The organism is Streptomyces sp. NPDC006997 (assembly GCF_040635175.1).
Taxonomy (GTDB): domain Bacteria; phylum Actinomycetota; class Actinomycetes; order Streptomycetales; family Streptomycetaceae; genus Streptomyces.
The window spans coordinates 204,655-217,666 of the sequence record NZ_JBEYHH010000007.1 but is presented as its reverse complement, the minus strand read 5'-3'; the positions used below and the strand labels follow the sequence as shown (position 1 = coordinate 217,666).

General features: G+C 76.8%; 2 protein-coding genes. Both read left to right on the top strand.

All coding sequences use genetic code 11. The features are described from left to right. Positions 1 to 151 precede the first annotated feature (151 nt). Complete coding sequence (locus ABZ659_RS09735) at positions 152 to 7,339, top strand: beta-ketoacyl synthase N-terminal-like domain-containing protein (protein ID WP_360215637.1); 7,188 nt, start codon at positions 152 to 154, stop codon at positions 7,337 to 7,339. A gap of 53 nt (positions 7,340 to 7,392) precedes the next feature. After that, positions 7,393 to 12,870: an SDR family NAD(P)-dependent oxidoreductase gene (locus tag ABZ659_RS09730; protein ID WP_360215634.1), complete on the top strand. Its 5,478-nt coding sequence runs from the start codon at positions 7,393 to 7,395 to the stop codon at positions 12,868 to 12,870. The last annotated feature ends 142 nt before the right edge of the window (positions 12,871 to 13,012 follow it).

Genomic DNA, 13,012 nt, shown 5'->3' with positions numbered 1-13,012 from the left:
AGCAGGGACGACGCGTGTCTTCTGGCGCTATCGAAATGCGGATCCCGGCTGGTGGTGAGCACCGGTCCGGTGAATTCACGCATTCCCTGGCTCCGTTCTCCCGAACCGAATCGGCGAGCAGTTCGCAGCGCCCGCAAAAGGAAGGTGGGTCATGTCCGTTCCACCCGCATGGTCCTCGGCCGCACGGCCTGCGGTCGGCGAGCCGATCGCCGTCGTCGGCATGGCTTGCCGACTGCCCGGCGCGGACACCCCCGACGCGTACTGGTCGTTGTTGTCCGAGGGCAGGGAAGCCGTGGGCGACCCCGTGCCGGGCCGGACGGAGCGTCGCCGCAGGGCCGCCTTCCTCCCGCAGGTGGACCGCTTCGACGCGGCGTTCTTCGGTATCTCGCCGGCCGAGGCCGCCGCCATGGACCCGCAGCAACGTCTGGTGCTGGAGCTGGCCTGGGAAGCGCTGGAACAGGCCCGGATCGTGCCCGCCGCGCTGGAGGGCAGCCAGGCCGGGGTGTTCGTCGGCGCCATCACCGGGGACTACGCCCTGCTGCACGACCGTGCCGGGGGCGGCGGCCGACACGACGTCACGGGCACGCACCGCAGCCTGATCGCCAACCGCGTCTCGCACCTGCTCGGCCTGCGGGGCCCGAGCCTGACCGTCGACTCCGGTCAGTCCTCGTCGCTGGTCGCGGTCCAGCTGGCCTGCGAGGAACTCCGGCGCGGCACCGTGTCCACGGCCCTGGCGGGCGGCGTCAACCTCAACCTCCTGCCGGAGACCGACGACGCGCTGGACCGGTTCGGCGCGCTCTCCCCCGACGGCCGCTGCCACACCTTCGACGACCGGGCCAACGGCTACGTGCGCGGCGAGGGCGGCGGCGTCGTCGTCCTCAAGCCGCTGTCGGCGGCGCTCGCCGACGGGGACAGCGTGCACTGCCTGATCCTGGGCGGCGCGGTCAACAGCGGCACCGGGGAGCACCTGACGGTCCCGGACGCGGACGCACAGCGGCAGGTGGTCGAGCAGGCGTGCGCCGGGGCGGGCGTACGCCCGGCCGACGTGGCGTACGTGGAGCTGCACGGCACCGGGACGGCGGTCGGCGACCCGGTGGAGGCCGCGGCGCTCGGCGCGGTCTTCGGACCCGGGGGGACGGCCGCGGGCGAGGGTGCGCCCGAGCCCCTGCTGGTCGGCTCGGTGAAGACCAACATCGGCCACCTGGAGGGCGCGGCCGGTATCGCAGGGCTGCTCAAGGTGGCGCTGTCGCTGCGCCACGGTGTGCTGCCCGCCAGCCTCAACTTCCGCTCGCCCAACCCCCGCGTCCCGCTCGCCGAGCTGGGCCTGGAGGTCGTGACCGGCGCCCGCCCCTGGCCCGCCGGGCGCGTCGCCGGGGTCAGCGCGTTCGGGATGGGCGGCACCAACGCCCATCTCGTCGTGGCGCCCCCTCCCGCGCCGGCCGCCCCGGTGCCTGACGGGTCGGCGGCAGGTTCCGAGGCTCCCTCGGTGTGGACGCTGTCGGCCCGCTCCGCGGTCGCGCTGCGCGGCCAGGCCGGTCGGCTGGCCGAACACCTCGACGCCCACCCCGGGCTGCGCGCCGAGGACGTGGCGGTGTCCCTGCTGCGTACCCGGTCCCGGTTCGAACACCGGGCGGTGGTCACCGGCTCGGGCCCCGACCGACGCACGGAACTGGGCTCGGCCCTGCGGGAGCTGGCCGACGGCCTGCCCGGGGCGGCGGTGACCGAGGGGCGGGTGCTCGGTGGCCGCCGGGTGTTCGTCTTCCCCGGCCAGGGCGCGCAGTGGGCCGGGATGGGCCGGGACCTGATGGACGTACCGGGTCCCTTCGCGGACCGGCTGGCCGAGTGCGCCCGCGCGCTCGCCCCCTACATCGACTTCGACCTGCGCGATGTCCTGCGTCAGGCCCCCGGGGCGCCCGGCCTGGACACGGACGACGTCGTGCAGCCCGCCCTGTGGGCGGTGACCGTGTCCCTGGCCGAGCTGTGGCGCGCACGCGGCGTGGAGCCGGACGCGGTGCTCGGCCACTCGCAGGGGGAGATCGCCGCCGCCACCGTGATCGGCGCCCTCAGCCTGGACGACGCGGCGCGGATCGTCGCGGTCCGCAGTCGGCTGCTGCGCACCCTGGACGGAGGGGGGATGCTCTCGACCGCCCTGCCCGTGGCGGAGGTGCGGGCGCGTCTCGACGGCTCCCCGCGCTACGGCGGCCTGTGTGTGAGCGTCGTCAACAGTCCCTCGGCGACCGTGGTGTCCGGGCCGGTGGACGAGCTGGACGCGTTCGCCGCCGCGCTGGACGCGGACGGGGTGCGGGTGCGGATGCTGCCCGTCACCTACGCCTCGCACTCCCCCGCCGTCGAGGTGATCCGCGACGAGCTCCTCGCCGCGCTCGCCCCGGTCCGCCCACGCCAGGTGTCCGTGCCGTTCTACTCCTCGCTGACCGGCGGCGCGCTGGACACCGCCGGGCTGGACGCCGACCACTGGTACCGCGGTCTGCGCTCGCCGGTGCGGTTCGTGGACGCCACCCGGGCCGCGCTGGACGACGGGTGCGCGCTCTTCGTGGAGTGCAGCCCGCACCCCGTCCTGTGCGGCGCGGTCGAACGGACGGCGGAGAGCGAGGGCAGAGAGGCCGCCGCCGTCGGCACGCTGCGCCGGGACACGGGCGGCCCCGACCAGGTCCTGCGCGCCCTCGCCGAGGCCCACGTCCGGGGAGCGGACGTCGACTGGACGCCGGAGGCCGCCCCGGCGGGCTCGGCTGTGGTGGACCTGCCGACCTACGCGTTCCAGCGGGACCGGCACTGGCTGGACGAGGCGGCCGGAGCCGCGCGGCACCCGGCCCGGCGGGAGCCCGCCCCGGAGGCGGCCGCCCCGGCGCCGGTCACGGTCCCCGCGGGACGGTCGGCCGCCGCCGTACACGAACTCGTGGTGAAGGCCACCGCCGTCGTCCTGGGCCACCCGGACCCCTCCGCCATCGAGACCGGCCGCAGCTTCAAGGACCTGGGCCTGGACTCCCAGGGCACCGTCGACCTGCGCAACCGGCTCCTCGCCGCGACGGGGCTGCCGCTGCCCAGCACCCTGGTCTTCGAGTACCCCACGCCCGCCCGGCTGGCCGCCCGGCTGGCCGTGCTCGCCGGGGGGCAGGCGGACGACGCCGCCACTTCGGCCGGGGACGGCGCGGCGGGCGACGCCGAGCCGATCGCGATCGTGGGGATGAGCTGCCGCTATCCGGGCGGGGCGGACACCCCGGAGAAACTGTGGCGGCTGGTCGCCGACGGCGCTCGGGCCACCGGCCCGCTGCCGGACGACCGCGGGTGGGACCTGGACGCCCTCACCGGAGACCGTCCCGGCCTGTCCGGTTCGTGCGCCACCACGGCGGGCGGGTTCCTGCGCGAGGCACCGCTCTTCGACGCCGCCTTCTTCGGGATCGGCCCGCGCGAGGCGCAGGCCATGGACCCGCAGCAGCGGCTGCTCCTGGAGACCTCCTGGGAGGCCCTGGAGCGGGCCGGGATCGACCCGGCCGCCCTGGCGGGACAGCCGGTCGGGGTGTTCGCCGGTGCCATGGCCTCGGACTACGGGCCCCGGCTGCACCAGCCCGTCGGCGGAGCCGAGGGGCACCTGCTCACCGGCACCGCCTCCAGTGTGGTCTCCGGCCGGATCGCCTACAGTCTGGGCCTGCGTGGCCCCGCCCTCACCGTGGACACCGCCTGCTCCTCCTCGCTCGTCGCCGTGCACCTGGCGGTACGGGCGCTGCGGGCCGGGGAGTGCCCGATGGCGCTGGCCGGCGGTGTCACCGTGATGTCCACGCCGGGCCTGCTGGTCGAGTTCAGCAAGCAGGGCGGTCTCGCCCCCGACGGGCAGGCCAAGCCGTTCTCGGAGGCGGCGGACGGCACCTCCTTCGGGGAGGGCGCGGGTGTCCTGGTGCTGGAGCGGCTCGCCGACGCCCGCCGCAACGGACACCCCGTGCTCGCGGTGATCCGGGGCACCGCCGTCAACCAGGACGGTGCCAGCAACGGCCTGACCGCACCCGACGGACAGGCCCAGCGCCACGTGGTCCTCGGCGCGCTCGCCGACGCCGGGCTCACCACCGACGACGTGGACGCCGTCGAGGCGCACGGCACCGGCACCCGGCTGGGCGACCCGGTCGAGGCCAACGCCCTGATCGACACCTACGGACGACCGGCCGCCGACGGGGCGTCACGGCCCGTGTGGCTGGGCTCGGTCAAGGCCACCATCGGCCACACCCAGGCCGCGGCCGGTGTGGCGGGCGTCATCAAGATGGTGCAGGCCCTGCGGCACGAGCTGCTGCCCGCCGGGCCGGACACCGGGCCGCCGACGTCCCGCGCCGACTGGGCCGGGGGCCGGGTCCGCCTGCTCACCGCGGACCGGCCGTGGCCGCGGGGCGAGCACCCGCGGCGGGCCTCGGTCTCCTCGTTCGGCATCAGCGGTACGAACGCGCACCTGGTCGTGGAGGAGCCCCCGGCAGAAGCCGGGCCGGTCCCCGCCTCCCCGGACGAGCCCGCCGAACGGCCCCTGGCCTGGCCGGTGAGCGCGCAGAGCCAGGACTCACTGCGCGCGCAGGCCCGACGCCTCGCCGGGGCCACCGCCGCGCCGCGCCCGGCGGACACCGCACGCGCGCTGTCCGGCCGTACCGTGTTCGCGCACCGCGCGGTGGTGATCGGCACCGGCCGGGACGAGCCGCGCGAGGCGCTCGCCGCGCTGGCGTCGGGGGGCACCGCACCCGGTCTGGTCACCGGCACGGCCCGCCGAGCCGCCCGTACGGCGCTGCTGTTCACCGGGCAGGGCTCCCAACAACCCGGCATGGGGCGGGCTTTGTACCGGAGCCACCCCGCCTTCGCGACGGCGCTGGACGAGGTCTGCGCCGCGCTGGACCCGTATCTCGGGCGCCCGCTGCGTGACCTGATGTGGGCGGAGCCGGGCAGCGACGAGGCCGCGCTGCTCGACCGGACCGGATACGCCCAACCGGCGCTGTTCGCCCACGAGGCGGCGTGCTGGCGGCTGCTGCGGGAGCTGGGCGTCTCCGTGGACGCCGTCGCCGGGCACTCCGTCGGCGAGTTCGCCGCCGCGTACGCGGCCGGGGTGTGGGAACTGGACGACGTGGCCCGGCTGGTGACGGCCCGGGCCCGCCTGATGGACGGACTCCCCCGGGGCGGGGCCATGGTCGCCGTCGCCGCGACAGCCGACGAGGTCCGCGCGACCCTCGCGGGCCGGGAGGGCGAGGCGTCCGTCGCCGCGGTCAACGGGCCGCGGTCGGTGGTCGTCTCCGGCACCGTCGACGCCTGCGAGGCGGTCGCGGCGCACTGGGCCGGTCTGGGGCGGCGCACCACACGGCTGACGGTCAGCCACGCCTTCCACTCCCCGCTGACGGAACCGGTGCTCGACGCCTTCCGGGAGGTGGCGGAGAGCGTCTCCTACGCCGAGCCGCGCCTCGACCACGAGCGGGCGGCGGACAGCGACCTCCCGTGGACCGACCCCGGGTACTGGGTGGAGCAGATCCGCGCGACCGTGCTCTTCGCCCCGCTGGCCGAGCGCCTGGCGCGGGCGGGCACCGACGTCTTCCTTGAGGTCGGTCCCCAGTCACAGCTCGCCGTGCCGGTGCGCGAGTGCCTCGCGGAGCGCCGCGGGAGCGAGCCGGAGGGCCGGACGCCGGTCGTCGTGGCCACCGCCCGGCGCGGACGCGGCGAGGACACCGCGCTCCTGCACGGCCTGGCCGGGGCGTTCGTCGCCGGTACGGACGTCGACTGGGCGGCGGCCCTCCCCGCAGGTCCCCGCGCGGACCTGCCCACCTACGCGTTCGACCGCCGCCGCTTCTGGCTCACCGACACCGGCGGAACCGGCACCGGGCTGCCGTACCGCACCACCGCGGTGGCCGACGGGGGGCTGCTGCTCGACGCCCGGCTGTCGCGGCGCTCCACGGCCTGGCTGGCCGACCACGTGATCGACGGGGTGACGGTGGTGCCGGGGACGGCACTGCTGGAACTCGCCCTGCGGGCCGCCGCCGCGGCCGGGGCCACCGAGGTCGCGTCGCTGACGCTCACCGCACCCGTCGTCCTGCCCGCCGAGGGCGCGCTGGACGCGCAGGTCACGGTCGGCGCCGCGGATCCGCTGGGGCAGCGCCCGCTGACCCTGCACACCCGCCCGGCCGACGACCCGGACGCCGCCTGGACCGCGCACGCCTCCGGGCGCACCGCCGCCGCGGAACGCGCACCCGACGCGGACACCGGTTGGGCGGTGGCCTGGCCGCCGCCCGGCGCGAGCCCGCTCGACCTGTCGGACGGGTACGGCCGGTTGGCCGCCGCCGGATACGGGTACGGCCCGGCGTTCCGGAATCTGCGCGCCGTGTGGCGGGCGGGAGCCGATCTCCACGCGGAGGTCCGCCTGCCGGACGCGGTGGCCGGGGAGGACTCGCTGCTGCACCCGGCCCTGCTGGACGCCGCGCTGCATCCGCTCGTCCTCGAAGCGCCGGCGTCCCGCCCCGTGCCGTTCGCGTTCAGCGCCGTGACGGTGGTCCGCGCGGGGACGCGCGTGCTCCGGGTGCGGCTGTCGCCGGACGGGGACCGGGCACGGCTGGCGCTGTGCGACGGCCACGGCCGCCCGGTGGGCGGACTCACCGTCGCCCTGCGCCACGCGGGGGCCGGTTTCGGCGTGGACCCGGCGACGGCCGCCGCGGCGGGGAGCCGTACCGCCGTACCGGTGCGCGAGGACCTGTCCGGGCCGGTACCCGGGGCCATGCCCGCCCCGACGCCCGTCCAGGTACCCGAGACCCCGTCCGGACCGGTTCCCGGGCCCGTTCCCGCCCAAGCGGCGGGTCACAGCCCGGAGTCCGTGCTGGAGCTGGTCCGTGAGAAGGCCGCCGGTGTGCTCGGGCACGGGGCGCCGGAGGACGTGGGCGTCGACGAGCCCTTCACCGACCTGGGCTTCGACTCCCTGGGCGCCGTGGAGCTCCAGGACCAGCTGGAGCTGGCGACGGGCCTGGCCCTCGCCGCCACCCTCGTCTTCGACCACCCGACCGTCGCCGACGTCGCCGCCCACCTGGCGGAGCTGCTCGGATCCCCGGCGCCGGTGCGGGCCGACGACGGCCCCGCGGCCCCCGACCCGGTGCTCACCCGGCTGCGCGGGGCCCTGGACGAGGTGGCCGTCCTGCTGGCGCCCGACCTCGTGACCGGACCCGACGACGGGACCGGGGACGGTCGGCGCGACGACGCCGAGGCGATGCTGCGGGACACCCTGCGGCGGTTGCGCGCCGACCGGCCCGGCGGAGGCCTGGCGGACGGGCTCGGCCTGGACAGCGACGACGCCCTCTTCGAGTTCATCGACACCCAGCTGTAGCCCGCGGACCGCCGCACCGATCCCGACATGAGCGACCAGACGGAGGAATGACCATGGCAAGCGAGGAGCGGCTCCGCGCCTACCTGAGACGCGTCACCGCGGACCTGGCCGAGGCCCGGCAGCAGATCGGCGAGGCCGACGAGCGGGCCCACGAGCCGATCGCGATCGTCGGCCTCGGCTGCCGCTACCCGGGCGGCGTGGAGAGCCCCGACGACCTGTGGCGGGTGGTGGCCGACGGTACGGACGCCACGGGCGAGTTCCCGGAGAACCGGGGCTGGGACGCGGCGAAGGTGTACGACCCGGATCCGGCCAAGCCCGGCACGACGTACACCACGCGCGGCGGGTTCGTCTACGACGCGGGCGAGTTCGACGCCGCGTTCTTCCGCCTCGGCCCCCGGCAGGCGCTCGGCATCGATCCGCAGCACCGCCTCTTCCTGACCACGGCGTGGGAGGCCTTCGAGCGGGCCGGGATCGACCCGGCGACGCTGCGGGGAAGCGACACCGGCGTCTGGGCCGGGATGATGTACGAGTACTACTCGGCTCGGTTCGCCGGAGCGACGCCGCCCGAGGTCGACGGGACCCTGATGGTGTCCAGCACCCCGAGTATGCTGTCCGGCCGCGTCTCCTACACCTTCGGTCTGGAGGGGCCGTCGGTCACCGTCGACACGGCCTGCTCCTCCTCGCTGGTGGCGGTGCACCAGGCGGTGCGGTCGCTGCGGTCCGGGGAGTGCTCGCTGGCGCTGGCCGGCGGGGTCACCGTGCTGGCGACGCCGGACGCCTTCGTGGAGTTCTCCCGGCAGCGCGGCCTGTCGCCGTCGGGCCGGTGCAAGCCCTTCTCCTCGGACGCCGACGGCACCGCGTGGGGCGAGGGGGCGGGCGTCGTCCTCCTGGAGCGGCTGAGCGACGCGCGCCGCAACGGCCGCCGTGTCCTCGGGATCGTCCGGGGCAGCGCCGTCAACCAGGACGGGGCGAGCAACGGGCAGACCGCGCCGAGCGGTCCCGCCCAGGAGCGGGTCATCGCGCGGGCGCTGGCCGACGCCCGGCTCACCGCCGCCGACGTGGACGCGGTGGAGGCGCACGGCACCGGGACCCCGCTGGGCGACCCCATCGAGGCGAACGCGGTTCTCGCCGCGTACGGCCGGGAACGCCCGAAGGAGCTGCCGCCGCTGCGGCTCGGCTCGGTGAAGGGCAACCTCGGGCACACCCAGGCCGCGTCGGGCATCGCCGGAATGATCAAGATGATGATGGCGATGCGCCACGGCCGGCTGCCGCGCACCATCAACGTCGTCGAGCCCACCCACCAGGTCGACTGGTCCTCGGGGCAGGTCAGTCTGCTGACCGAGGAACAGCCCTGGCCGGGCCGCCCGGACGCACCGCGGCGCGCCGCCGTCTCCTCCTTCGGCATCAGCGGCACCAACGCCCACGTCGTCCTGGAGGAGCCGGAGGCGCGGACGGAGTCCGGCGGCGCGGAGCCGGGCGCGGGTGACACCCCGTACGCCTGGGTGCTGAGCGCGGCCACCGAGGCCTCGCTGCGCGGGCAGGCGGAACGGCTGCACCGCCACCTCACGGAACGTCCCGCGCCGGACGCGCTGGACGTGGCGTACTCGCTGACCGCCCGCCGCGCCTTCGACCGCCGCGCGGTGGTCGTCGGGCGGAACCGGGAGGAACTGCTGGGGTCGCTGGCCGCGTTCGCCTCGCGCCAGGACAGCGCGCCGGTCACGCACGGGGTGGTGCCCCAGGGCGGTACGCGCACCGCGTTCCTGTTCACCGGGCAGGGCGGCCAGCGCGCCGGGATGGGACGCGACCTGTACCGCGCGTTCCCGGCGTTCGCGGCGGCGTTCGACGAGGTGTGCGCGGCCGTGGACCCGTACCTGGAACGACCGCTGCGCGAGGTGATGTGGGCGGAGCCGGGCACCGCCGAGGCCGCCGAGCTGGACCGCACGTCCTACACGCAGCCGGCGCTGTTCGCCTACCAGGTGGCCGTCTTCCGGCTCCTGGGCTCGCTGGGCGTGGCCCCGGACCGGGTCGCCGGGCACTCGGTGGGCGAGATCGCCGCCGCCCATGTGGCGGGGGTGTGGGACCTGCCCGACGCGGCCCGCATGGTGACCTCTCGGGCCCGGCTGATGCAGCGGCTGCCGGACGGCGGCGCGATGTTCGCCGTCTCGGCGGGCCCGCGGGAGGTCGCGGAGAGCCTGGAGGACCTGCACGGTCTGGAGGGGCGGGTCGGGATCGCCGCCGTCAACAGCCCGCACGACGTGGTCGTCTCCGGTGACGAGGAGTCCTGCGCGGCGGTCGCCGCGCTCTGGGCGGAACGCGGTCGGCGCACCACGCGGCTGACCGTGAGTCACGCCTTCCACTCCCCGCTGATGCGGCCGGTGCTCGCGGAGTTCGCCGCCGAGCTGGCCGGCCTCACCTTCCGCTCGCCCGTCCTCGACCGGGAGACCAACCTGGGGCCGGACCGGGACTGGACCGACCCCGACTACTGGCTGGACCAGGTCTGCGGCACGGTCGGCTTCGCCGGGACGGTCGGAAGGCTCGACGCGGCCGGGACGGGCCTGTACCTGGAGATCGGGCCGCGCCCCGTGCTGTCGGGCATGGTCAGGGCCTCGCTGCCGGACTCCGGCGCGGTGGTCGGCGCCGTGTCCCGCCGCGGCCTCGGGGAGCCGGAGGCGCTGCTCACCGCGCTCGCCGAGGCGTGGGCGGGCGGGGCGCCGGTCGACTGGGCGGCACACGCGGTCGGCGGTCGCTCCGTGGAGCTGCCCACGTACGCCTTCGAGACCCAGCAGTACTGGCTGCGCGGTCCGGAACCCCACCGGGACGCCGAGGCGTTCGGACTCACCGGCCTGTCCCACCCGATGCTGTCGGCGGCGGTGGAGCTGGACGGCGGCGGACTGGTCGCGACGGGCCGCTTCACCGCCGACGACCTGCCCTGGATGGCCGACCACACGGTGGCGGGCACGCCGATCGTCCCGGCCACGGCGCTGCTGGACGCCGTCGCCGAGACGGCCGCCCAGGCCGGACGGGGCCGGATCGAGGAACTCACCTTCGAGGCGCCGCTGCCGCTGCCGCGAAGCGGCCCCCTGGACCTGCGGGTCGTGGTCGGCGCGGACGGCTCCGTGCAGGTGCTGGCCCGGTCCGGCGGTGACGCCCCCTGGACGCGGTACGCCTCCGGCAGCGCCGCCGAGGACACCGGGAGCGCCGACGTGTGCGCCTGGGCGGCGGTGTGGCCCCCCACGGACGCCTCGCCGGTCGACCTCGCGGGCGGATACGAGAAGCTGGCGGCCCTCGGCTACGAGTACGGCCCGTCGTTCCGGGGTGTCCGGTCGGCGTGGCGGCGCGGCGAGGACCTGCTGGTCGAGGTGGCCGTCCCGGAGGCGGCCGAGCAGACCGGGTTCGCGCTGCACCCGGTGCTCCTGGACTCGGCGTTCCACCCGTACGTGCTGGAGAGCGGCTCGGACCTGCTGCGGCTGCCCTTCGCCTTCCGGGGGCTGCGGCTGGCCACGGCCGGGGCCACGACACTGCGGGTGCGGATGACCGTCGGCGCGGACGGGGACCAGCTGTCGCTGACCGCCGCGGACGAGCGGGGCACGCTCGTGGTCGCCGCCGAGAGCCTGCTGGTCCGCGCGGTCGACCCGGCCGTCCTGGCCGCCGCCGTCGGCCAGGGGGACGGCGGCCACCACGGTCTCGACTGGGTCCCGCTCCCCTCGGCCCCCGCGGCCGGGGACCGGCGGTGGGCCCGGCTCGGCGCCCCGGCCGGTGACGGCCTCCCCGCCCACGCCGGCCTGGACGCGCTCGCCGCGGCGGGTGACGTCCCCGAGTTCGTGCTGTTCGACTGCGACGCGCTCGCCGCCCCGTCCGCCGGAGCCGAACTCCCCGGCGCGGTGCGGGAGATCACCGGCCGGGTGCTGGAGACGGTACGGGAGTGGGCGGCGGACGAACGGTTCGGCGACTCCCGGCTGGTGGTGGCCGCCGCCCCGGACCGGCTGGACACCGCGGCCGTGTGGGGACTCGTGCGCACCGCGCAGGCGGAGCACCCGGACCGTTTCCTGCTCACCGGCGTCACCGGCGACCGGGTGGACGCCGCCGCGCGGGCGCTGCTGGCCGGTGCCTCCGACGCGGAGGAGTCCCAGCTGCTGATCCGGGACGGGCGGGCACTGGTCCCCCGTATCGCCCGGCGCACCGCGGGACCCGCGGCGCGGGACGCCGGTCTCGCCGAGGGCACGGTCCTGGTCACCGGTGGGCTCGGCGGCCTGGGCGCCATCGTCGCCCGCCACCTGGTGGAGCGGCACGGGGTACGGCACCTGCTGCTGACCTCCCGGCGCGGCGCGGACACCCCGGGGGCGGACGAACTCCTCGCGTCCCTGACCGGACTGGGCGCCTCGGTCCGGGTGGAGGCGTGCGACGCGGCCGACCGTGCGGCCCTCGCCGCGCTGCTCGGCTCGATCCCGGCGGACCGGCCGCTGACGGGTGTCCTGCACGCCGCGGGCGTCCTCGACGACGGCCTGCTCACCGGGCAGACCACCGACCGTCTGGAGCGTGTGCTGCGGCCGAAGACCGAGGCGGCGTGGGCGCTGCACGAGCTGACGGCCGGTCTGGAGTCGCTGCGCGCCTTCGTCCTCTTCTCCTCCCTGGCGGGTGTCCTCGGCAACGCGGGCCAGAGCACCTACGGCGCGGCCAACACCTTCCTCGACGCCCTGGCCGCGCACCGCAGGGCGCTGGGCCTGCCCGCGGTGTCGGTGGCCTGGGGGCTGTGGTCGACGTCCGGTATGGGCACCCATCTGACCGCCGCCGACGAGGCCCGGCTGGCCCGGACGGGGATCGCGGCGCTCAGCGAGCCGCAGGGCCTGCGGTTGCTGGACACCGTGCTCACCGATCCCGGAGGGGACGCGCTCGTGGTCGCCTCCCGGTGGCACGAGACCGGGCTGCGGACCGCCGTGGCGAACGGCGCGAGGGTGCCGGTGATGCTGCGCGGCCTGGTCAGGGGGGTACGGCGGTCCGCCGCCGGGAGCCCCGGTCAGGGGCCGGTCGGCGGGGCGCTGGCGGCCCGGGTGCGGGAACTCACCGGGCAGGAGGCCGTGGAGGCGGTCGTGGCGGCGGTCCGCGGCCACGTGGCGGTGGTGCTGGGACACGGCTCGCCGGAGTCGCTGGACCGCACGGCGCCCTTCCTCGACCTGGGTCTGGACTCGCTGACCTCGGTGGAGCTGCGCAACCGGCTCAAGGCGGACGCCGCGCTCGACCTCGACCCGACGCTGGTCTTCGACCACCCGACGATCGACGCGCTCTCCGTCCACCTGGCCGGTCTGCTGGTCCCCGAGGCACCCGACCCGGTGGCGGAACTGGACCGCACCCTGCGCCGCATCACCGGGGAGTTCGAGGCCGCCCTGCCGGAGCTGCGGGAACGGATGGTCGACTCCCTGAGCGCGGCGCTCCGCCACCTGGGCGTCGACACCGGCGCCCCGCGCACGGCGTCCGCCGTCCCGGACGAGGCGACCGACGAGGAACTCTTCGCCTTCATCGACGCCCAGTCGTGACCCGGCGCGGGGGGGGGGGGGGGGGCCCCCCCCCGGCCCCCCCCCCCCCCCCCCCCCCCCCCCCCCCCCCCCGCCGCCCCCCCCCCCCCGCCCGGCCCCCGCACCAGGCCCCCCGGCAGCGCCCCGGGCCGATCCGGACCCC